Source organism: Alteromonas sp. MTD1, from assembly GCF_042848195.1.
Taxonomy (GTDB): domain Bacteria; phylum Pseudomonadota; class Gammaproteobacteria; order Enterobacterales; family Alteromonadaceae; genus Alteromonas.
The window spans coordinates 121,388-143,060 of sequence record NZ_BTGG01000012.1 but is presented as its reverse complement, the minus strand read 5'-3'; the positions used below and the strand labels follow the sequence as shown (position 1 = coordinate 143,060).

At 42.5% G+C, this 21,673-nt stretch carries 20 protein-coding genes; 6 read left to right on the top strand and 14 right to left on the bottom strand.

The annotated features are described in order from the left end of the window. The first annotated feature begins 436 nt into the window (after positions 1-436). The gene (locus ACGHAV_RS16180; protein ID WP_390382989.1) at positions 437-901 is read left to right on the top strand and encodes an RNA recognition motif domain-containing protein; all 465 of its coding nucleotides are present in this window, start codon (positions 437-439) and stop codon (positions 899-901) included. Positions 902-962: 61 nt separating this feature from the next. Here the strand turns inward: ACGHAV_RS16180 and ACGHAV_RS16175 are convergent, their stop codons facing one another. After that, on the bottom strand, positions 963-2,300 hold the full coding sequence (locus tag ACGHAV_RS16175; protein ID WP_390382986.1) for a DUF5610 domain-containing protein: 1,338 nt from the start codon (positions 2,298-2,300) through the stop codon (positions 963-965). 208 nt (positions 2,301-2,508) lie between these two features. Here ACGHAV_RS16175 and trmA point away from each other — a divergent pair, with 208 nt between their 5' ends. Further along, on the top strand, positions 2,509-3,606 hold the full coding sequence (trmA, locus tag ACGHAV_RS16170) for a tRNA (uridine(54)-C5)-methyltransferase TrmA (protein WP_390382983.1): 1,098 nt from the start codon (positions 2,509-2,511) through the stop codon (positions 3,604-3,606). A 103-nt stretch (positions 3,607-3,709) separates the two neighbouring features. On the opposite strand, the gene fabR is transcribed toward trmA, so the two are convergent. After that, complete coding sequence (gene fabR / locus ACGHAV_RS16165) at positions 3,710-4,312, bottom strand: HTH-type transcriptional repressor FabR (RefSeq protein WP_390382981.1); 603 nt, start codon at positions 4,310-4,312, stop codon at positions 3,710-3,712. Positions 4,313-4,453: 141 nt separating this feature from the next. Here fabR and ACGHAV_RS16160 point away from each other — a divergent pair, with 141 nt between their 5' ends. The 3 genes from ACGHAV_RS16160 (at position 4,454) to sthA (ending at position 8,237) form a co-directional block, all read left to right on the top strand. Beyond that, the gene (locus ACGHAV_RS16160) at positions 4,454-5,383 is read left to right on the top strand and encodes an alpha/beta fold hydrolase (RefSeq protein WP_390382978.1); all 930 of its coding nucleotides are present in this window, start codon (positions 4,454-4,456) and stop codon (positions 5,381-5,383) included. Between the two features lie 148 nt (positions 5,384-5,531). After that, positions 5,532-6,659, top strand: a complete 1,128-nt coding sequence (locus ACGHAV_RS16155) for an acyl-CoA desaturase (protein ID WP_390382975.1) — start codon at positions 5,532-5,534, stop codon at positions 6,657-6,659. Positions 6,660-6,815: 156 nt separating this feature from the next. Beyond that, positions 6,816-8,237 (top strand): Si-specific NAD(P)(+) transhydrogenase, encoded by a 1,422-nt coding sequence (gene sthA, locus ACGHAV_RS16150; RefSeq protein WP_390382972.1) that lies wholly within the window; start codon positions 6,816-6,818, stop codon positions 8,235-8,237. Positions 8,238-8,288: 51 nt separating this feature from the next. On the opposite strand, the gene ACGHAV_RS16145 is transcribed toward sthA, so the two are convergent. Together ACGHAV_RS16145 and ACGHAV_RS16140 are read right to left on the bottom strand one after the other, a co-directional pair. Beyond that, positions 8,289-8,594 (bottom strand): pyridine nucleotide transhydrogenase, encoded by a 306-nt coding sequence (locus tag ACGHAV_RS16145; protein WP_390382969.1) that lies wholly within the window; start codon positions 8,592-8,594, stop codon positions 8,289-8,291. Positions 8,595-8,738: 144 nt separating this feature from the next. Next, a complete protein-coding gene (locus ACGHAV_RS16140; protein ID WP_390382966.1) occupies positions 8,739-10,964 on the bottom strand; it encodes an EAL domain-containing protein in 2,226 nt (741 codons plus the stop codon). 138 nt (positions 10,965-11,102) lie between these two features. Between ACGHAV_RS16140 and ACGHAV_RS16135 the strand changes: the two genes are divergently transcribed. Beyond that, on the top strand, positions 11,103-12,008 hold the full coding sequence (locus ACGHAV_RS16135) for a TIGR03899 family protein (protein WP_390382963.1): 906 nt from the start codon (positions 11,103-11,105) through the stop codon (positions 12,006-12,008). On the opposite strand, the gene ACGHAV_RS16130 is transcribed toward ACGHAV_RS16135, so the two are convergent. The 10 genes from ACGHAV_RS16130 to dusA all read right to left on the bottom strand — a co-directional run bounded on the left by ACGHAV_RS16130 (position 12,005) and on the right by dusA (position 21,461). Continuing rightward, the gene (locus ACGHAV_RS16130) at positions 12,005-12,751 is read right to left on the bottom strand and encodes a phosphoadenylyl-sulfate reductase (RefSeq protein WP_390382960.1); all 747 of its coding nucleotides are present in this window, start codon (positions 12,749-12,751) and stop codon (positions 12,005-12,007) included. The two genes, ACGHAV_RS16135 and ACGHAV_RS16130, sit on opposite strands and share 4 nt — an antisense overlap. After that, a complete protein-coding gene (cysI, locus tag ACGHAV_RS16125; protein WP_390382957.1) occupies positions 12,741-14,462 on the bottom strand; it encodes an assimilatory sulfite reductase (NADPH) hemoprotein subunit in 1,722 nt (573 codons plus the stop codon). The genes ACGHAV_RS16130 and cysI overlap by 11 nt, the downstream gene beginning before the upstream one ends. After that, positions 14,462-16,285 (bottom strand): assimilatory sulfite reductase (NADPH) flavoprotein subunit, encoded by a 1,824-nt coding sequence (locus ACGHAV_RS16120; RefSeq protein ID WP_390382954.1) that lies wholly within the window; start codon positions 16,283-16,285, stop codon positions 14,462-14,464. The genes cysI and ACGHAV_RS16120 overlap by 1 nt, the downstream gene beginning before the upstream one ends. 166 nt (positions 16,286-16,451) lie before the next feature. Further along, positions 16,452-17,207 carry a TIGR04219 family outer membrane beta-barrel protein gene (locus ACGHAV_RS16115; RefSeq protein WP_390382951.1) on the bottom strand — a complete coding sequence of 252 codons (756 nt, stop codon included), beginning with the start codon at positions 17,205-17,207 and terminating at the stop codon, positions 16,452-16,454. Between the two features lie 3 nt (positions 17,208-17,210). After that, positions 17,211-18,203, bottom strand: a complete 993-nt coding sequence (locus ACGHAV_RS16110) for a DUF2333 family protein (protein ID WP_390382948.1) — start codon at positions 18,201-18,203, stop codon at positions 17,211-17,213. A 166-nt stretch (positions 18,204-18,369) separates the two neighbouring features. After that, positions 18,370-18,732 (bottom strand): hypothetical protein, encoded by a 363-nt coding sequence (locus tag ACGHAV_RS16105; protein WP_390382945.1) that lies wholly within the window; start codon positions 18,730-18,732, stop codon positions 18,370-18,372. Next, positions 18,732-18,932: a PspC domain-containing protein gene (locus ACGHAV_RS16100; protein WP_390382942.1), complete on the bottom strand. Its 201-nt coding sequence runs from the start codon at positions 18,930-18,932 to the stop codon at positions 18,732-18,734. The genes ACGHAV_RS16105 and ACGHAV_RS16100 overlap by 1 nt, the downstream gene beginning before the upstream one ends. Positions 18,933-19,013: 81 nt before the next feature. Beyond that, positions 19,014-19,682, bottom strand: coding sequence for a phage shock protein PspA (gene pspA / locus ACGHAV_RS16095; protein ID WP_390382939.1), 669 nt, complete (start codon positions 19,680-19,682; stop codon positions 19,014-19,016). Between the two features lie 327 nt (positions 19,683-20,009). Continuing rightward, a complete protein-coding gene (locus ACGHAV_RS16090) occupies positions 20,010-20,294 on the bottom strand; it encodes a hypothetical protein (RefSeq protein WP_390382936.1) in 285 nt (94 codons plus the stop codon). Positions 20,295-20,486: 192 nt separating this feature from the next. Beyond that, on the bottom strand, positions 20,487-21,461 hold the full coding sequence (gene dusA, locus ACGHAV_RS16085) for a tRNA dihydrouridine(20/20a) synthase DusA (RefSeq protein WP_390383002.1): 975 nt from the start codon (positions 21,459-21,461) through the stop codon (positions 20,487-20,489). Positions 21,462-21,673: the final 212 nt, after the last annotated feature.

Below are 21,673 nucleotides of genomic sequence, written 5' to 3'. Positions count from 1 at the left end.
ATGTGACACTCTTAACGAGTGCCCACACAGATTGTCTTGTCTAAATTTTTAAAGAACATTTCGCTTTCGCAAACCACCTCTCTCGAAGTGGAAGCGCATTTTACATCGTTTATTTTCGATGTCAACCATGTTTTTAAACTTTTTATTTGTTTGAAAACTTGGTTTCGCACTTAAATCTTTGTTTGCTTCGTTTCGCTTGAAGCCCCCTCAGAACGTGGAGCGCATTATAGATAGCTCACTCGAAAGATCAACACTTAAATTGTACTTTTTTGCATTTTAATGAGTTTTTTAGCTTAACCGCTCATTTTCGCATCATTTCTTCAGATCAAATGCACCTTTAGATTAGTTTTTTCACATTTTATTGTTCAATTTGTTACAAATGAGTAAACTATGAACAGCCTCCAACCCATAAAATAAACAATAGAAAGGTAGGTATATGAAAGTAGGCTTTATTCAATGCGCTGTTATTAGCGCTATTTTTGCAATCGCAGGTTATTTGTTATTTTCCTCTGCTAGTTTAGACGTCCATGTTCCGATCACGGTTTCAGCTGCTTTATTAATAAGTGGTATCGTTACTCCCTGGTTAGCATCACTTATACAAAGTCCATCTTCCTCAGATGTGCGAGATCAGAAAAATGAAGGATCAGTAGAAACACTTTATGTTGGTAACTTACCTTATCGCGCAAATGAAAACGCGGTTAAGGATTACTTTAGTGATTTCATCCAAGTTCAATCGGTTCGCCTGATGAAGGATCGTAAAACAGGAAAGAGAAAAGGTTACGGCTTTATAGAAGTTGTTACTAACGATCTTAATTCAGTCATTGAGAAAACAAACGACTCAATCTTTCAGGAACGAACCCTCAAGGTTCGACCCGCTAAAGATAAAGTTGAACACGCCTAAATAAAAAGCCCGGTTAACTCCGGGCTTTTTATTACGTGCTATATTTTCTTACATGCTCGTATTACGCGTTATTCGACTTGTCCGACGTTTGCTCATTACTGTCAGCCTGAGGAAGTCCCGCTAGTAATGTATGATTAAACGAATGGAAGCGATTTATTGCACTTACTAGGTCAGGCACCTGAACATCTTCCATATTACTAATTAGGCCACCAATTAACGCATTGTAATCTTCATTACTGTTCAAAGTCTTTTCGGCGTTAGCAAACGTTCCCATCATCTTATCTAAATATTGAGAGATAGGACTTACTACATTACCAAACTTCGACTTATCGCTTTTCTCATCATCATAATGTTGAATGCCTTCATAGGTCTTCAGCACCTCAGATTGTGTCGTTCTATTAAGATTAAGCGCGTAGCCTACTAATTCTTTATCGTCAAAGCCTAGACTCAGCGCTTCTTCAAACGCTTTATCTATATCACCACTGTAGAATGTATCGGCAAGATCCTGCACCTGCCCTACTAAGTCAGCAATCGAATTCAACTCGTCTTCATCTAGCTCACCTTTCAAAGAAAAACTAATTCCGCTCTTTTCATAATACTGGTACGACGTAGTTTGTTGCGCGGCTATTGAATAGGCTGGTGTATTTTGTCCTTCAGCATTCTCACCGTTGCTACTCACAGTATTAGCATTGTTCTCAGCAACAAAAGATAACTGCTGTGAAGTCTGGAAAGATCGCAAACTTTCAAAACTGAATGTTACTTCATCGCCATCTTTGGTTCTGATCAAAAGATTTCCCGATCTTTCATCAGAAGCCGCTACTGCGTTAAGGGTTGTAAGAGAGACCGCGTTAGGTGACTGTCGACCGAATATATCAGTTTCTAAATCATCAATTCCCTTATCAATAAGATCGCGGCTTTTTGTCATGCCCTGCTCTATCTCTTCGTTCATAAAGCCAGCTAAGTCTTTTTCGGCCATCGCAAACCCACGGCTTACACCTTCTCTGGCCTGACTAAATAAACCGCTAAGCTTCTCGTCATTCGCACCACCATTTGCCGCGCCACGAATTACACCACCAACGAATTTCAAAACATTTCTCGCCACTTTCTCGAAATCAAAAAGGCTTGCCGGTTTGTCTTGAATGCTTTTTTCTTTTACGTCTTGAGGCTTTTGACCGTCAAGCTCAAGTGTTTGACTAAGGCTGCTACTTACTACCTTAAGACCAATACTGGTTTGGCTACTAGACATAGTAACTTGTGCGGCCTGCTGTTTGCTGAATTCAGCAGCTTGCTGTAGCCCATCTTGCTGAAGCTGCTTTTTAAGCGCTTCATTCGGGTGAACTGTTGCCTTTTGATCCGCCTTCGTCTCACCCATGAAAGCTTTAATTTGACCCACGTTCATAATCTGATCCTCACTATCCTCAACCAATATATCGGCAAAGAATCAATTTTGTTTAATTTTAATACACCTTTTTAATAAATGTAGAGATACCAAGGAATAACGCTAAACATGGCGTTCGCTAGTTGCAGATATTTTACAACCCACTACAATTCGCGACCTGTGCTCAAAAGCACGGCAATGTTTCTGAAGTATAGCGATGGAGAAAGGCATGAGCACAACCAGTCAAACTGACTATCAATCACAATTAGATGAAAAGGTAGAACGCCTTTCTGCGCTACTTTCACCATTTAATGCGCCAGCGCTTGAGGTGTTTCCTTCTGCACCGATGCATTACCGCATGCGAGCTGAGTTTCGTGTATGGCATGAAGGTGATGATCTTTATCACATTATGTTCAACCAAGAGACAAAGGAAAAATACAGAGTTGATACTTTTCCACCAGCATGTGAAACCATTAATAAAGCAATGGCTGAACTGCTTGCGCTGATTAAACCGAATGATGTGCTTAGAAAGAAGCTGTTCCAAATTGATTATTTGTCTGCACTGTCTGAAGAGTTGGTGATTAGTCTACTTTACCATCGCCAGCTTGATGACGAATGGGAAGAACAAGCGCGTAAACTTAAAGCGCAATTAGAGACGACATTCACGAAGGTAAATATTATTGGCCGCGCGCGAAAACAAAAACGCATTATCGACAACGATTTTGTAATTGAAAAGCTGCCGGTAAACGGTAAAGAGTTTATCTTCAAACACATTGAAAATAGCTTCACGCAACCAAATGCAAATGTTAACTGTAAAATGATTGAGTGGGCACTCGATTGCGTTAAGCCTTTATCTGGGGATTTGCTGGAAATGTATTGTGGCGCAGGCAACTTCTCGTTACCACTCGCTATGCATTTTGACAATGTAATAGGTACTGAAATAGCAAAACCTTCAGTACAAGCGGCTCAGTTTAATATTGAGCAAAATGCGCTTGATAATGTGAAAATTGTACGGCTTGCTGCGGAAGAATTCACTCTAGCGATGAAAGGTGAACGTACGTTCAGTCGTCTTGAAGGCATTGCCCTAGAAGACTATAACTTTACCACAGTGCTTGTTGACCCACCGCGCGCAGGGTTAGACACTGAGTCTTTAAAAATGATTCAGGATTACGACAACATTGTGTACATATCATGTAACCCTGAAACACTCGCCGACAACCTTAATTTGTTATGTGAAACACACAGCATTGCTAATGCCGCATTATTTGACCAGTTCCCTTTTACTCATCATGTTGAAGCAGGTGTTTTATTAACGCGTAAGCGTTAACAGATAAAAAATAAGAAAGAGGCGCTATAAGCGCCTCTTCTCGTTCATTCTTGCTTTGTATCGTACTATTTTTTTCGCACCAAGCGATTGAAGCCGTAATAAGCTAGCTTTTTGCATTCGTAGCAATAGCGCCAATCTGTACATAACGTAGCTGCATTTTTACGCGCTCACCAATTTCGTTTCTCAACTTCTCATCGGCTTCAAGTGCCTCTGCTCCAGCACTAAACACCAATCTCACCATCGCGTCAGCTTGCAGCTGGGCACAAGAGTACTCCACACCTTGCTGTTCGATAATGTAATCGGTAAGTTCATCAATAAAATGCTGTATCTCTCTGAACACGGCTAAACGATATGCTGATGATGTGCCGGTGTGCTCACGTAGTAGTAAGCGAAACACATTTTTATTAGCTGAAATAAATTCCATAAAGGTTTCAACAGAGGTGTGTATAACACCACCGCCAGAGGCGATTCTGCGTCTTGCCTGACGCATAAGCTGACGCAAAGCCAGTCCAGCCTCGTCAACGAGCGTCAAACCCAATTCATCCATATCTTTAAAATGTCGATAAAAAGACGTAGGTGCAATACCCGCTTCCCGTGCAACTTCTCTTAAGCTAATGGCAGATAGGCTTCGGTTTTCATCAAGCAAAGAAAACGCAGCATGAATTATATTTTGACGTGTTTTTAGTTTCTGTTCTTGTCGACTCACAGTGACACCATCTAATAGTTCTACTCTAGTCTATCGCATGCTGCATACAAGAGAGAAGATTAAATTGCAAAATAGCTGGGGCTTGTTACCAATTCACTATAGAGTAATTGAATAATTAAAAAGTCAGGCCAATTAAAGAAAATGCAGCCAAAAACAATTGCAGATACAAATACATTGCCAACCACTGACGAGTGGTGTGCTAGCGGTCACTTTTTCACATTTAAATCACATCAAATTTTCTTTAAAGACGGCGGAGAAAATATACATTTAAAGGATGAGCAAAAACCTGCATTGATGCTCATTCATGGTTTCCCCACAGCAAGTTGGGACTGGTGTAAGATATGGGCTACATTAAGTGAGCACTTTCGAGTTATAACCCTGGATATGATTGGATTTGGTTTTTCTGACAAACCAGAGTCACTTGATTACACCATACACACACAAGCTGATATTTTTGAAGCGCTATTAAAACACCTAAACATTAATGAGTGCCACTTAGTTGCCCACGACTACGGCGACTCTGTTGCACAAGAATTGCTTTATCGTCACGCACACATTGAACGTAATAAACGCCGTATCACGATACATAGCGCTACGTTACTCAATGGTGGATTGTTTCCTGAAAGCCATAAACCTAAGTTTATTCAAATATTACTGAATTCTTTTATAGGTTCGCTTGTAGCTAAACTGGTGACCAAAAAAAGCGTAGACAAGAACATGCGCTCTGTATTTGGTAAACACACTCAGCCCACTAAACAAGAACTGGAAATAATGTGGGAGTTAATAACACACAATAATGGCAAACGCGTTTTTCATAAATTAATAAGCTACATGACACAGCGCAAGCACAATCGTGAACGCTGGCTACAAGCCTTAACCTATGCTGTGTGCCCTATTCAATTGGTAAACGGCTGCGCAGATCCTATATCAGGTGGCCATATGGTTGCTCGTTTTGAGGAGTTAGTGTCCTCGAAGCATATCGTTAAGCTTCACAATATTGGTCACTACCCGCAAATTGAAGCACCAAAAGAAATTGCCCAAGCCATCATCTCTTTCATAAACAATAACTAATCAGAAAAGCGCGTTTAATGAGCGCGAAAACTGGCAAATACACTATAATTAAACTTTACACATGTAAGCAGAACTTATCTTGGTTTTGCTTGCCTGAGAACGTGTAAAACGATAAATTAGCGAACAGTTGTAAGCCAAGTTGTATAAAATGAAAAAACCTCCTCTTATCTTAACGAATGTGCTGGTATTTATAATATCAGGCGCGATTGCATTTATTGGTGTTCCGCTTTGGGTGGCATACCAAGGTATAGACTGGGCGGAAATCGGTACCGCGCTGTTTCTTTTTTACTTTACCGGCATGTCTATTACTGCAGGCTACCACCGCTTGTGGTCTCATAAGACCTACGATGCTAATCCTGTGGTGCGTGTTATTCTGGCTATTGGCGGCGCAATGGCGCTTCAAAATAGTATTTTGCATTGGTCTTCTGACCACCGCATTCATCACCGTCACGTTGACAACAATGACAAAGATCCATACTCAGCCAAAAAAGGGTTATGGTTTGCCCATATAGGTTGGATGTTACGAGAGTATCAAGCTAAACGTTATGATGATTACAGTAACTGTAAAGACCTTCAAAAAGACAAAGTAGTGATGTGGCAACACAACTACTACTTACCCATTGTGTTAGTGGCTAACTTTGGTATTACAGGTTTATTAGGCTACCTAAACGGTGACGTACTGGGCATGATCTTAATTGCTGGCGTTTTGCGTTTGGTGTTGGTTCATCACGTTACATTCTTTATTAACTCGCTAGCCCATTTTTGGGGTAGTCAGCCCTATACCGATAAAAATACGGCGCGTGACAATGGTGTGCTTGCATTCTTTACGTTCGGTGAGGGATATCACAACTACCACCATATTTTTGAATATGACTACAGAAATGGTATTCGCTGGTATCAGTTTGATCCGACAAAGTGGTTAATTAAAGGACTATCACTTGTTGGGCTCACAACTAATTTACGTAAAGTTCCTGAAGAGAGAATTGAAAAGGCGCTTGCAGCCATGCAACTTCAGCGAGCTAGTGAGCAAGTTTCAGTCTTGCCTAACGCTGAAGAAATGATGAAAACTATTCAAGACGAATATGATTTGCTTATGCAGCGCATGAGTGAGTATTACGCCACTAAAAAGCGCGTGATGCGGATTAAAAAGAAAACCCTTAAACGCAGTTTGGAGGGGCTTGAACTCGCATACAAATATAAAGAACTTAAACACGCGTTCGCTGTTCAAAAAGAGAAGTGGGTCCAATTACAAAGCTTGTCGTTGCAAATGGCATAAATCAAAGCGTGGATCCGCGCTGGTTAAACATTATCAAGAAACCACATAAGTGTCTGCTTATGTGGTTTTTTTATATAAGACTAGAGTTGGTATTACAGAGTTTGTAAGGTAGTACTATAGTTATCACAATAGATGAAGAACGTTGAGGAAAGTTGTATGGCGACAAAACAAAAGTCAAAAGCACCGTCTTATCATTACGATGCCATTGTCATTGGTACAGGGCCTGGCGGTGAAGGTGTTTCAATGCAGCTTGCAAAGGCAGGCAAAAAAGTCGCCATTGTTGAACGGTACGAGGCTGTTGGAGGTGGCTGTACGCATTGGGGAACTATCCCGTCAAAAGCGCTGCGCCATTCGGTAAGCCGTTTAATTGAATACAATTCGTCACCTTTATTTGCCGATAATCATTTAAGTAAAAGCCTTACTTTCTCTGACATCATGCGTCATGCAAGTGGTGTGGTTAAAAGCCAAACTCGCCTGCGTTCATCGTTTTACGATAGAAACCGCGTTACCCTGTTCCACGGTGAAGCTAGTTTCATAGACGCTCATACACTTGAAATTACGCGTGAGGATGGTTCGAAAGATATTGTAACAGCCGAGCAAATTGCAATTGCCACAGGATCACGTCCATATTGCCCCAAAGATATCGACTTTAATCACCCGCGTATCTATAACTCAGACACTATTTTGTCGCTTAATCACGATCCTAAATCGATCATCATTTACGGGGCCGGTGTTATCGGCTCTGAATACGCCAGCATCTTTAGAGGCTTAGGTGTAAAGGTAGATCTGGTAAATATGCGCGACAGGTTGCTGTCATTTCTTGATACCGAAATATCAGATGCACTTAGTTATCACTTATGGAACAACGGTGTTCTTATACGTCATAACGAGACGTATTCGTCGGTAGAAGCTACCGACGACTCAGTTATTCTCAATCTTGATTCTGGTAAACGCATGCGTGCAGATTGCCTGTTATTCGCAAATGGTCGAACAGGTAACACTGACACATTAAAACTTGAAAACGTGGGTATTAAAGCAGACAGCCGTGGACAGCTTAGGGTAAATGAAAACTACCAAACAGATGTTGATAACATTTATGCAGTAGGTGATGTAATAGGCTATCCCAGTTTAGCATCAGCTGCTTACAACCAAGGTAGGTTTGCAGCAGAAGCCATGCTTAACAAAAAGACGCACGCCGAATTGGTTGCCGACATTCCATCTGGTATATACACCATCCCTGAAATAAGCTCTGTTGGTAAAACTGAGCAAGAGCTTACCGCTGCAAAAGTGCCGTATGAAGTGGGTCGAGCGCAATTTAAGCATTTGGCACGGGCTCAGATTGCCTCTACCCAAACAGGAAGCTTAAAGATCTTGTTTCATCGAGAGACAAAAGAAATTCTTGGGATCCATTGTTTTGGTGAGCGTGCATCTGAGATCGTCCACATTGGGCAAGCAATAATGCAACAAAAAGGTGAAGGCAATACGATTGATTATTTCGTCAATACCACGTTTAACTACCCTACTATGGCTGAAGCGTATCGTGTAGCTGCAATAAACGGATTGAACAGAATTTTTTAACGGGCACAAAAAAGCCGGCGATGAAGCCGGCCTTCAAAACGATTGACTCGTTTAGTTGCGGTTAGCTGCCAACGCATTTAGCGCGTCTTTGTGAGCTACCACATCAATATGCATTTTTTCCTGATCGAAAGTCATTGTTGCAATGGCGTAATCGCCCTGACTCTCGCTCGCTAGATCGATGAGCTTTGTTTGTGCATCACGGAAACGAATGTTAGTGCTGATTTTGTCAGCCATACATTGGTTATTCATTTCGAATGTTTTCGCATCCATGCAATCGAAAAGCTGGTTACTGCCAGATTCCGCATGCGCAATACCAAATGCAGCTGATAATGCTAAACCAAGTACTACTTTACGCATGTCTATTCTCCTGTATTACAGTACGTCACTGTTGTGTAAATATACTGTATATACGCCGAACAGTCAATTCCGATCATACTTTTGTGACAGAAGTATTACAGTGTGAAATATTTAGCGAAAAATTCGAAAAAATATGACACTGCGCTATTTCTGAGATTCTAAGAATGCTAGAAGCTCTGCAAAGGGCATAGGTTTAGCATACAGGAAACCTTGCGCCTCGTCGCATCCAAGCTTAATCATATAGCTAGCTTGCTCTCGTTTTTCTACACCTTCGGCAATAGTGAGCAGACCCAATTTATTACCTAGCGTTACAATGGTTTCTGCTAATACAGCGCTAGCGCCTGGCTTAACATCTTTAACAAACGAACGATCCACTTTTAGTCTGTCTAAAGGTAGCTGTTGTAGATAGCTCATTGAAGAGAAACCGGTTCCAAAATCGTCAATCGCTATTTGAACGCCGTGTTCCTTTAACGCTCGAAGTGCATCTATCACTATTTGTGGTTCATCCATAACCACGCTTTCGGTAATCTCTAGTTCTAACAAGCTAGGGTCACATTCTGCTTTAGACAGCGCAAGCTTGACCTTTTCAACGAATAAACGATCGCGAAACTGAGGAATAGAAATGTTTACTGCTACGCGCAAATGTCCGTGGCCAACTTCCTTTAACTTTTGCAGACGACTGCACGCTTCTTCTAACACCCATTCGCCAATATCGACAATGAGCCCCGAATATTCAGCTAAAGGTACAAAAACTGCAGGTGAAATAAAGCCGCCATTACCGTCTGGCCAACGTAATAATGCTTCCATACCCACAACTCGCTCATTTAACAGATCGACCTGCGGCTGAAACCACAATTCCAACTTACGAGCAGCAAAATCGCTTCGTAAACGGCGGATCATATCTAACCGCCATGTTGTCTGATCCTCAATATCCTTTGCGTAAAACTCGTAATTATCGGTAAGGTTTTTCTTCGCTCTGTTAAGTGCAATATTGGTACGTTTTAAAATCTCAATACCAATATTGCGCTTTTTATCCAATCGACAAAATCCGATGGTAACATTAACCGGCAAGGTGTGATCTTCAACAACAAAGGTCGAGCTAAAAAGCTCATTGATAGATTCTGGATTAACCACTGCTTCTGGTCCGATTAAACCAAATACGTCAGCGCCAATTCGGCCTTTTTTCACTGAGTCGTCAAAAGAACTTAAGAAACGATCGCTAATCGCACGCAGGAGATCATTCCCCACTTCTTGGCCTAAACCATCATTGATGTCTGAGAAGTGGTTAACATCAATAAGCGCCACACAACAGTCCTCACAAGCAAAGATGTGAGGTTTATCAAGCATATTGATAAACTCATTGCGGTTAGGTAAACGGGTTAGCCAATCTCTAAATGCGGCATTACGCAGCTCGTGAAAGAGGTTCACGTTTTCGTACCCAACGGAGATACTAGATAGAAAGACTTCTAATAAATGCTTATCGAGTTCATTTATTTCGTGGGTTTGACGAACAAACACCGCGGCCTCAAAGCCTGCGCGGCTGATAAATAAAACAGAAAAATTGTGCTCAAAAATATGTTTTTTTAGTCGTAAGCAACGCGCTATGTTCTCAGCAATTTCAGCACTGTTAAGCTCTTGGATTGGTTTGTTGATGAACTTCGCATATTCCCCTGCTGCACCGAGTACATAAACATCTTCATCTTCTCTATCGATCAAGGACCCAGCTCTGGCGCACAGCAGCCCTTCTGAATCCAAACCAATCAACGAGCTAATTTGCGTTACTACACCTTCACAAAAAGCTTTTACAGAGTGCTCTTCAAACAAATTAGCCGATGAAGCAATAATTTTTTCAAGACCAGCTCGGTTTTGACTAATAGTGACAATTTGTTGGTAAGAACGCAGCGAGGAAATGATGGTTGTAAGGAGTTTAGCGCGGGTCAGTTCAGTCTTTGTTTTGTAGTCGTTTATGTCATAAAGCTTGATAACTTGCTCTTCCGGTGCGTAACCGGGCTGTCCCGTTCGAAGAATGATACGCGGCTCTAACAGGTTCATGTCTTCGCGAATATATTTTACGACATCAAATCCGGCATCGTCTGTCTCCATTACCACATCAAGTAAAATAATGGCTATGGTACTGCCGTATTCATGAAGCAGTTCTTTGGCTTGTTTCGCCGAATAGGCGTGAATGAAGTTGAGTTTGCGGTCGTTTACGACAAGGTCAGCCAACGCCAAGCGTGTTACTGTATGAATTTCCTCATCGTCATCAACAATAAGCACATTCCAGTCTTTACCTAGCACAACATGTTCATCTGTCGAACCATCATCCTCTAAAAAGATGAGTTCGTCGTTATCGTAATCCATTGCCGACATTACCACTTAGTTTCCTCAAAACATACAATATAAGAATGCGCTACTCATTGTATAAAGGCAACGATTACATTGATAAAAAAGTGACGCAATGCAATAGTGCTCCTACAGAAAATTACCATCAAAAACATATTATCGGTTATGAAGATTACACCCCAACCTTTTTCGCCTGAGGTAAGAAAAACTGAGAAACCTCTCGAAAAGCCGGTGACACAACACGCTGATAAGCCTACAGCAGAACAAACCAGTAGTGCAGCTAGGCTTGATACAAGCCGCCAGCGCATGCTCTCTTGGTTCGCAAGGGTGGGTATAAGCCCTTCTATGCTGTCGCCCGACCCCAAAAAACAAAAACATGCTTTAGAACGCAGAAAACAAATTCTAGAAACACAGAAAGCGAGTAATCTTCAAGCTGTATTAAATATAGCACTAAATGTGACAATTGATGAACAAACTGTAGACAATATTGACCCAGATTGGTTCTTTGCATTTAGCACCATGGCTGAAGAGATTTACAGTAGACCCATGCAAGAGCTATGGGGAAAAATTTTTGCAGTGGAAGTAGCGCGTCCAGGAAGCTTTTCTCTGCGTACACTGCAGTTATTGAAGACGCTTACTCACCGAGACGCGCAGGTTTTTACTAAAGCGGCCAATGTAGCAAGCAAGCGAAATAGTGACACTGTACCAAGAATTTTGGTTGGCTATCACCGAAGAAAAGGCTTTTTTTCGCTCTTTAGAAAACACCATCCTGAGCAAGTTAATCTGAGCACCGTTGGCCTAAGCTACCCAGACCTTTTGGCACTTCAAGAAATGAAGTTGATTTATGCCAGTGAAATTGAAAGTGGTGAGTATCAAGAAGGTCAGAAAGTGACGCTTCGATGTGTGAACGAGAATATCAGCCTTACATGCAAAACGGCAGGCGTTGCCCTTGTGTACTACAAGTTCACGCCTGTTGGCAGTGAACTTTATAAGTTAGTGGGTAAATCGCCCAACGACAATTACATTAGCGCCATAAAATCGGTGCTAAATGAAGTGTTTGTGGTGGGCTAGATACCATCGCCGAACTCGTGAAGTCCACACTCTCTTTTTAATCCAAAGAAACGCGTATCTTGCTCACTCATACCTTCTTGAAGTGACTGTGTGGTATGCCAATCACCAATTGACACATAGCCTTGTTCCCAAAGTGGGTGATAATCAAGGTTATTGTCTTTTAGGTAGTAATGCAGGTCTTTGTTGCTCCAGTCAATAATAGGGTACAGCTTGAACTGATTACCTACCTTTTGTAGGACTGGCAACTTACCGCGTGTATCCGACTGACTACGGCGCAAGCCTGCAAACCAAGTACCTACATTGAGGTCTTTTAGCGCACGCTGCATCGGCTCAACTTTGTTCATCTTGTTGTATTGCTCGATACCTTCTATTCCCTTCTCCCACAGACGTCCGAAGCGCGCTTCTTGCCATGCCGATGACATATCGGCGCGGTACACGTGCAGATTCAGTTTCAAGCTGTCGACCAATTTGTCGATGAACTGATACGTTTCTGGGAACAAGTAACCCGTGTCGGTAAGTACAACCGGAATATCGGGTTTAGCCTGCGTTAGCATGTGTAGCATGACTGCCGATTGAGCACCAAAGCTCGATGAAACAATATGCGTGCCCGGCAAGTTTTCTATTGCCCACGCAACACGCTCTTGAGCAGACATGCTCTCAAGTGTTTCATTGATATCAGCAAGTTCTTCCTTGCTGATATCTAATGACAGTGGTTGCTGACTTACTGCTGTATTATGCGTCATAGAAATCCCGTGCGGAGTCTACTACCGGTTTAACAACACCCGCGCGCACTACAAAATCACCAAACGCTTCGCCTTCGTTACGCTCCTTGGCCCATTGACCAAACAACGTATCCAGCTCTGCCATGATTTCTTGCTCGCTGATGTTTTCACGATACATACGAGGAATACGCGTTCCCTCTCTGTCACCGCCTAAGTGCAGGTTATATTTACCCGGGCCTTTGCCCACAAGTCCAACTTCAGACAACATTGCTCGACCACAACCATTCGGACAGCCTGTCACGCGAAATACCACGCTGTCTTCAGCTAAACCATGCTTAGCTAATAAACCTTCAAGCTCAGTTACAGCGTCAGGAAGATAACGCTCTGCTTCGGCCATCGCTAGTGGACATGTAGGTAATGCAACGCATGCCATAGAATCTAGGCGTTGGTTAGACACTTCTGGAGCTATCAAACCGTGCTCTTTTGCTAAAGACTCAATAGTGTCTTTATCTTCAGGCGCTACGCCCGCAATAATGAGGTTCTGGTTGGCCGTTAGACGGAAATCGCCCTTGTGAATTTTGGCAATTTCAGCACAACCTGTTTTTAGTGTTTTGCCTGGGTAATCTAAAATACGGCCGTTTTCAATAAACACCGTTAAGTGATATTTACCATCGATACCTTCAACCCAACCGAAGCGGTCGCCACGGCTAGTGAATTCGTATGGACGACTGTCTTGGAACGTCACACCGGCACGTTTCTCAACTTCGGCTTTAAAGTTATCAACGCCAACACGCTCAAGGGTGTACTTGGTTTTCGCGTTCTTACGGTTTACACGATTACCCCAATCGCGCTGTGTTGTAACAACAGCGGCAGCAACGTCTAACGTGTTCTCTAGTGGGATGAAGCCAAAATCACTCGCTTTACGAGGATACGTGCTCTTGTCACCATGGGTCATTGCTAAACCACCACCTACTAACACGTTAAAGCCAACTAGCTTTCCGTTGTCAGCAATCGCTACGAAGTTAAGATCGTTTGCGTGTACATCAACGTCGTTTTGAGGTGGAATAACAACCGTGGTTTTAAATTTACGCGGTAAGTAGTTATCGCCTAAAATTGGCTCAACGGGTTTTTCCGTTGTTTCTACCTTCTCACCGTCCAACCAAATCTCAGCATAAGCGCGCGTTTTTGGTAGTAAGTGTTCGCTTATTTTCTTCGCCCATTCAAACGCTTCTGCATGCAGTTCTGATTCAACCGGGTTCGATGTGCAAAGTACGTTACGGTTAACGTCACCTGCAGTAGCGATACTGTCGATACCGGCTTTATTTAGCATTTGGTGCATCGACTTAATTTTCGGCTTCAATACGCCGTGAAACTGGAATGTTTGACGCGTAGTTAAGCGAATACTGCCGTACATAGTGTGGTCGGCGGCGAATTTGTCGATAGCTAACCACTGATCAGGAGTAATAACGCCACCCGGCAAACGGGCACGAAGCATCACATTGTGCAGTGGTTCTAGTTTTTGCTTTGAACGCTCGGCACGAATATCGCGGTCGTCTTGCTGATACATACCGTGAAAACGAATAAGCTGGAAGTTGTCAGCGGTGAAGCCACCAGTAAGATCGTCTTTTAAGTCGGTAGTAATCGTGCCGCGCAAATTATTACTTTCACGCTTTAATCGCTCGTTGTCAGCCAGTTTGCCCTCAACGATAAATGGTGATTTTTCGTTACTCATTAATAGACATCCTTCTGATAACGCTTCGCTTTACGTAACTCTACAACATAGGCTTTTGCATCAGCCTCTGACTTACCACCGTGCTCTTGAATAATAGCAACCAGTGCGTTTTCAACATCTTTAGCCATATACATAGCGTCTCCACACACATAGAAATGTGCGCCTTGCTCAAGCCACTCGTATACTTCCTTACCGTTTTCAAGTAAGCGATGTTGAACGTATACCTTTTCTTCTTGGTCACGAGAAAACGCTAGCGTAATTTTGTCTAGCAGGCCGTCTTTAACATAGCCTTGCCATTCAACTTGATATAAAAAGTCTTGAGTGAAGTGCGGGTTACCAAAGAATAACCAGTTTTTACCTTCAGCTTCTTGTGCATCACGCTCTTGCATAAATGAGCGGAATGGCGCAATGCCCGTTCCTGGACCCACCATGATTACAGGCGTATTTGGATCGGCAGGAAGACGGAAATTGTCGTTATTTTCAACGAATACATCCACCTCACCATTTTCTTCTAAATATTCACATAAGAAACCTGATGCGCCGCCTTGATGACGGTGACCAAAGGCTTCGTAGTCAACATGTGCAACCGTTAAATGAACTTCTTCTTCAACTTCCGCTTGGCTTGACGCTATAGAATACAAGCGAGGCGTTAACGGACGAAGCGCATCTACCAACTGTTGCTCTGAGAGCTTGCCTGGATGGTCTCGCACGATATCAATGATTTGGCGTTCCGCCATATACGTGCGAAGCTGCGCCTTATCTTCCATTAATGCAGCCAGTCCTTCAGAGCCTGTAGCCGCTTGATACGCCTTAATGAAATTTGGATAACTAAGCGTAAGTTCAAGCTTTGATGTAAGTGCTTCGGTAAGTGTCATGGTAGATTCAGCCACAACCACTTCAGCATCACCATTTAGCGAAAGAACATTTACAAACTCGGAAACCAACGATGGGGCATTTTTAAACCACACGCCCAAGGCATCGCCAGGCTTATAGGTAATACCCGAGTCTTCTAGACTAATTTCAATGTGGCGAATGTCTTTTACCGAGTCTCGGCCTGTAATTTTTTGCGCGTCGATAAGTGTGGCTTTATACGGCGCTTTTTTGGTGTAAGTTTGTGCAGCTACACCCTGAACCGCAGCGCCCGTTTGTGCTGCTACAGCAACCTCGGTAGACGCACTAAAATCACCTTTCAAAGACTCGATTAGCTTATTAAGCCATGCTTCGGCTTCAGCTTCGTAATCAACATCACAATCTAGACGTTCCACAATGGCCTGACCGCCAAGCTTGCCCAGACGCTCGTCAAAGTCTTTTCCTGTTTGGCAGAAAAATTCGTAGCTGCTATCGCCTAAGCTTAGTACTGCATATTTTGTACTGGCTAATTTTGGCGCTTTCTTACTGGCTAAAAATTCGTGTAATTCAATCGCGTCGTCAGGCGCGTCACCTTCACCGTGGGTACTTACAAATACGGCAACATGCGTTTCGCTTTTCAAACTACGAGGCTTGTAATCGGCCATACTTACCAGCTTACTGTTAAACCCAGCTTCCTCTGCCTTAGCTTGACACTGTGCAGCTACGCCTTTCGCGTTACCTGTTTGCGAGCCGTATAAAATAGTAAGCGTTGGTGCGTCGCCAGCAGGTGCCGAAGCAACTTGAGCGGCGGGTGCTACAACACCACCTTGTGCCGCTGCCATACCCGCAGCATAACCACTTACCCATGTAAGTTGATCACGATTTAGTCCTGCAATGGCCTGCGTAATTGAATTCCATTGTTGGTCGTTTAATACCGCGCCTGGCGCTGAATTAGAATTAGAATCTTGTGACATAGTCTTTTAGCCTTTTATCGATGGCGCTAAGGCTAACGGCTTTCTACAAGAAGAGAAAAGAATAAATGAAACTTTTTTATTACTGAAAGTGCTTAAAAGCGTCATTGAAATAAAAAAGGCGTGAACTGTCAGACAGTCACGCCTTTCGTCGAATACTTAAAATAGCTTAGAAATGCAGCTCTAGGCCTGCAAATACGCCATCAAATTCCATGTCAGCGTATACATCATCAAGGTCTTCAATATCTACCGTTACATTTCTGTAACCCACTTGTAAGGTCATATCTACAGCTAAGCTTTCGATAAAAGAATATTGAACAGCCGCTTGATAATCGCTTAGCTTATGGTCATCGAACGATAAATAGCTCCCCTCGAAGTAAGCAGATAAACCAGTAAATGGTAAACCTAATTGCACTTTAGAATATGCCATTGGCACAACGCCGGAGAACTCTACTTGTCCTTGAGTATCGCTAGCTGGGTCGATTACGAACAAAGAACCGTCGATGTATTTGCCGTTAATACCTAAATCAAAGCTTACTAGGTCGTTATCAAAAAGCTCGTAGTACAAAATGAAGTCGGTTGAATCAATTTCTACGTCGCCATTAATGCGAGTGTTCGCTGTATACAACTCACCATCAAACGTGAAGTTAGTGGTTAGTACAGTAGAACCGCTGTTTTCCAACGTTGTGTGGTTCACTTTTACATTCGGTAAAAATGGCACTGGATGTTCAAAAGCAATGTATACCGATGTGTTGTTCTCATCATCAAAGTTGAAGTCGGTAGTATTATTGCTATCAGCAAAACCACCCGAGGTATCGGTTTGCCATGTTTGTGCGCCAACATACACACCAGCTATGGTATCCGCCTGAGATGCAGTAGAAATCAATGCGCATCCAAGTGCAGCAGCTAGAAGACCTTTTTTCATTTATTATCCTTGATTGAGCAGTTCTGAAAGTTCAATTAAAGCGGCATTTGCTCGAGAAATATAGTTTGCCATTACTAACGAGTGATTAGCTAACATACCAAAGCCGCTTCCATTTAATATCATTGGGCTATATACCGTTTGCTGTGTGGCCTCAAGTTCTCTTATGATTTGCTGAAGACTTACCAGTGCATTTTTGTCTTCAAGTACTTCATAAAACTCAATTTCCACTGCTTTAAGAAAATGAAGCAGCGCCCACGTTGCACCACGTGCCTCGTAAAAATTATCGTCTAGCTTCCACCAGCTGGTTTGCACTACACGTTGACTCGCGGTAGGCGTAGAACGTCGAGCGTTAGCGTCGCCGGCTAAGTCAATGTTAATTCTAGCAGATCCTACGCTTGCACTTAGTCGTTGTGAATAGCTGCCTAAGCGTTTTTCGACTTGCTTAAGCCATTCGCGCAAATTATCGGCACGAGTATAAAACTGACTATCTGAATTACGGGTGTTAGCAAGCTCGTCTCTGTATTGCTTTAACAATTCGATACCGTCTGAGTAGCTGGACTCTGAAGATGGCAACGCCCAGCTTTTATGGTCCATGTTGAATTTGGGGTGTGCTTTCGTTAAGAACACATTCTCGATAGATTGTGATTGCGAGCGACTGAAGTCTTTACGCATAGATAAGGCGAGGTCTCGCACCATTTCTAGGGCACCGAATTCCCATGCTGGCATGTTATCTAAGAAGATGCCGGGAGGTGTAACATCATTTGATAAATAGCCGCCGGGCTTATCAAGCAAGGTTTCAGACACGTCTATCATTGTTGTCGTGATTGTATACCCAGCAATGCTTGTTGGATTTTCAACAGTTGAATTCTCGGCCAAGCGTTTTCGTACATCGAAAGTGTCTGGTGACATGCTCCAGAACCAACCTACAAGCCAGAAAAGTACAATAATTATCACAGCGACAACTGCTATCCATTTTGCATTTAATGATTGTCTCATATCTACACCAACCTTCCTTCTAAATAACAAATAGCTGGCCTAAGGCCAGCTATAAGTGTTTTCTTTGTACATGATAATTGCGAAACCTTTGTGACGAAATAAAAACCACCGTCAACAAACAACACCTTATCACAACTTAAATTAACTTATGTACTTCTACTGATTGCTATACATTGTGGTGGTTAAAGGTGCCATTTTGCTGATTATAGCGGTTAGCATTTCTGTTCTTCAGCGCATAAAGCGCAATGGCGATAATAATGATTGGCCAAAAGGCGCTAAATCCAACGGCCAACAATGCGATAACGCCAACACCCAACCCAACAAAAATAGTACCTAAAACACTCACCGCTACAACGAAGCCTACGATGGCAAGTACCACACCCACTAAAGACAATACGGCCATACTTTCCCAAGGGCTCAGAAGTTCGTCTGACATTACAATGTGCATACCCCAAAAATCATCAACCAAACTGCCTAAACAGTTCACTAGAACAATGGCAATAACCAAAGCAAGAAGAACATTTTTCATTACACCATCCTCGGTAGAAGGATAACGGCCGCGATGTAAGCAACAAGCGTAATAGGTGTAGCAATAAACAAACTCACAACAGCTGCTGCTCTTACCCAAACCGCGTCAATATCAAAGTAACGTGCAACACCTGCACAAACACCCGAAATAACACCTGAATCTAAATCTCTATATAGTCGTTTTTGTGTTGGCATTTTCATTTTATGTTTCTCCAAATGTATGTACTTTGCTGTGTGCGATTTACGTATGTAGTGAATGAACTTAGTGAAGGTGAAGGTCGCTTAGGCGACCTTTTTCTGCTTGAGCGCTTCAAGCTCTTTTTCAATAACTTCGTCAGCTTCCATCGCATCGAACTGTGCTTGAAGTGAAGTAGCATCATCTGACTTAGTAAGGTCGTATGCATCTACTTGCGCTTCTAGGTAATCAATACGCTGCTCGTAGTTTTCAAACCGCATCATGGCATCATCAATTTTGCTCTCATGGTCAGCCTGCTTTACTTTAAGGCGTGTCTGCGCTGAATTTTTGCGCTGTACCAATGTTTTTTGCTTAGCTTTGGCTTCAGCTAACTTGCTGTTCAAGCGGCCTGTATCAGCCTGAATTTTTTCAATGCTTTCTGTTAAATGCGCTTGCTGTTCTTCTAGTGAAGTAAGCTTTGCTACATATTTTTGCTTTTCAATTAGCGCTGCTTTTGCAAGTGACTCTTTGTCGTTGTCCATTGCTAGTTGCGCTTTGTCCTGCCATCCGTTGATGTGTTTCGACGTTGCATCAATTTGGCGTGCCAACGTTTTTTGTTGTGCAATATAACGAGCTGCGTCGGTACGAACTTCAACTAGTGTTTCTTCCATTTCTTGAATGATCAGACGAATGATTTTTTCCGGATCTTCGGCTTTATCTAACATAGCGTTGATGTTGGCTTGAACAATATCGTTAATGCGCGAAAACATACCCATGATTATTTCTCCGTTAAGAATGTAGTTCGGTTACCAGCCCTGTATCACACAAGTTTGAATCGCTGGGTTTCCCATGTTGATTACATAAAAGCTACTTCAATGTACGTGCCAAAAACGCAAAACACTGATTTAATTGACTTTTTAAACAATTGAAAGAAAAAACACCAAACCGCGTAGCGTGTTTAAAACAAGATAGTGGTTAAATTAACCACACTGATTTGTGAATTTGACCAACACCTACATTTGGATTTTTAGTGCCTGGAAAATACGTACAAAAAAAGCGCCTTATGGCGCTTTTTAGTAATATCTAAAATTGTCTAGTAAGTGCTAGTCAGCATCTTCTTCAGTGCTGTCACTCGATTTTTCTGTGGCAGCTAAATCGGTAACACTTACGCTTCCCGTTCCTTTGGCATCATTAGCGTCTAGCTCGAAATGATAAGCAGCATTCGCTACAGATTGGTATACATCCATTCGAATTTCATTGGCTGTTGTTAAAACGGCGGTGTTTACCATGTTTGTTAAAATAGACTGAAGCACTGACTCTTGCGCGTTAGCTGCGCCGCTTATCATGCTTGCTGAAAGTAAAGTCGCTGCAATTAGTGAAGTTTTCATAGTTTCCCTCGAAAGTAGTCAGTGCAACAACACGCTGTCGTTGCGATACTTAAGGGATTGCTAGAGGTGTGCCAAGATCATAAATTAATTGTAACGCACTGAATTTATTTGAAAATACAATATTCACACAAGCGAGTTATTGCTAAACGCCTTTTGTACAAATATTAAACTTTAGTCAAAAATACTAAAGTATTAGTCTTTTTGACCATTGTACTGTTCAACTTCTCGTTGTGCCTTTTCAACCGCATCCAAAGCATTCATTAACAGGTTTGGATCTGGGCTCTTACCTGTACCATTTTGGCTTAGGTAACGACGCCAAATTCTACCACCCGCTTGGCCTTGAAATAAACCGAGCATGTGACGCGCAGCATGCCACGGCTTAAAGTAAGGATCTTCTTGGCGCTCAATGTATGCCTGCATTTGTTCTACTAACCATCTTCTAGACGCTGGTGTTGCTGAAGTGTCGCCAAAAATATCTTTATCAACTGAAGCCATGATATATGGATTAGAGTACACTTCACGTCCCATCATTACACCATCAACTAAAGCAAGTTGTGCTTGGGTGTCTTCAAGAGTTTTAATACCACCGTTAATGCTAATTGAAAGCTCTGGTCTTGTTTCTTTTAATCGGTGCACTCGTGGATAGTTAAGCGGTGGTATTTCTCGGTTCTCTTTTGGGCTTAGCCCTTGAAGCCATGCTTTGCGCGCATGCACGATAAAAGTGTCGCACCCTGCATCTGCCACTATATTGATAAAGCGTGAAAAATCCTCGTCTTCATCCATGTCATCAATACCAATACGACACTTAACGGTAACAGGGATATCTACTTCTGCCTGCATCGCTTTAACGCAGCTCGCCACAACTTCTGGCTGGGCCATTAAACATGCGCCGAAGCTGCCGTTTTTTACTCTGTCGCTTGGGCAACCAACATTTATGTTAACTTCGTCATAGCCTCGCTCTTGCGATAGCACTGCGCATCTTGCCATATCAGCAGGGTCACTACCGCCTAACTGAACAGCAACGGGATGCTCTTCTGTGTTGAAACCCAAATAATCGCCTTTGCCATAAATAATAGCGCCTGTGGTAACCATTTCGGTATACAGCAACGTATGCTTTGATATTAAACGTAAAAAGTAGCGGCAATGGCGATCTGTCCAATCGAGCATTGGCGCGACAGAAAATTTACGATTTAACTCAGTGATAGGCACGTTCAAACAACCTCAACTTACTTGGTATTAACACAGGCAACGCAGGGCATGCGTTTGCGAGCGGCGTATAGTACCTATGTTCAATAAAAAAACAATAAGGCACGTTTAGATTTCAACGAGGAAGCATATAGCACTATGAAACTTGACCAATTTTACTTACTGCAACAATA

Coding starts and splice junctions, on each gene's coding strand:
- ACGHAV_RS16115 (WP_390382951.1), bottom strand. CDS start 17,207: ATGAAAAAAGGTCTTCTAGCTGCTGCACTTGGATGCGCATTGATTTCT.
- ACGHAV_RS16105 (WP_390382945.1), bottom strand. CDS start 18,732: ATGAAAAATGTTCTTCTTGCTTTGGTTATTGCCATTGTTCTAGTGAAC.
- ACGHAV_RS16145 (WP_390382969.1), bottom strand. CDS start 8,594: ATGCGTAAAGTAGTACTTGGTTTAGCATTATCAGCTGCATTTGGTATT.
- cysI (WP_390382957.1), bottom strand. CDS start 14,462: ATGAGTAACGAAAAATCACCATTTATCGTTGAGGGCAAACTGGCTGAC.
- dusA (WP_390383002.1), bottom strand. CDS start 21,461: ATGCTCGATTGGACAGATCGCCATTGCCGCTACTTTTTACGTTTAATA.
- ACGHAV_RS16090 (WP_390382936.1), bottom strand. CDS start 20,294: ATGAAAACTTCACTAATTGCAGCGACTTTACTTTCAGCAAGCATGATA.
- pspA (WP_390382939.1), bottom strand. CDS start 19,682: ATGGGTATGTTTTCGCGCATTAACGATATTGTTCAAGCCAACATCAAC.
- ACGHAV_RS16120 (WP_390382954.1), bottom strand. CDS start 16,285: ATGTCACAAGATTCTAATTCTAATTCAGCGCCAGGCGCGGTATTAAAC.
- ACGHAV_RS16130 (WP_390382960.1), bottom strand. CDS start 12,751: ATGACGCATAATACAGCAGTAAGTCAGCAACCACTGTCATTAGATATC.
- ACGHAV_RS16175 (WP_390382986.1), bottom strand. CDS start 2,300: ATGAACGTGGGTCAAATTAAAGCTTTCATGGGTGAGACGAAGGCGGAT.
- ACGHAV_RS16180 (WP_390382989.1), top strand. CDS start 437: ATGAAAGTAGGCTTTATTCAATGCGCTGTTATTAGCGCTATTTTTGCA.
- ACGHAV_RS16110 (WP_390382948.1), bottom strand. CDS start 18,203: ATGAGACAATCATTAAATGCAAAATGGATAGCAGTTGTCGCTGTGATA.
- ACGHAV_RS16140 (WP_390382966.1), bottom strand. CDS start 10,964: ATGTCGGCAATGGATTACGATAACGACGAACTCATCTTTTTAGAGGAT.
- sthA (WP_390382972.1), top strand. CDS start 6,816: ATGGCGACAAAACAAAAGTCAAAAGCACCGTCTTATCATTACGATGCC.
- ACGHAV_RS16155 (WP_390382975.1), top strand. CDS start 5,532: ATGAAAAAACCTCCTCTTATCTTAACGAATGTGCTGGTATTTATAATA.
- ACGHAV_RS16160 (WP_390382978.1), top strand. CDS start 4,454: ATGCAGCCAAAAACAATTGCAGATACAAATACATTGCCAACCACTGAC.
- ACGHAV_RS16135 (WP_390382963.1), top strand. CDS start 11,103: ATGAAGATTACACCCCAACCTTTTTCGCCTGAGGTAAGAAAAACTGAG.
- trmA (WP_390382983.1), top strand. CDS start 2,509: ATGAGCACAACCAGTCAAACTGACTATCAATCACAATTAGATGAAAAG.
- ACGHAV_RS16100 (WP_390382942.1), bottom strand. CDS start 18,932: ATGAAAATGCCAACACAAAAACGACTATATAGAGATTTAGATTCAGGT.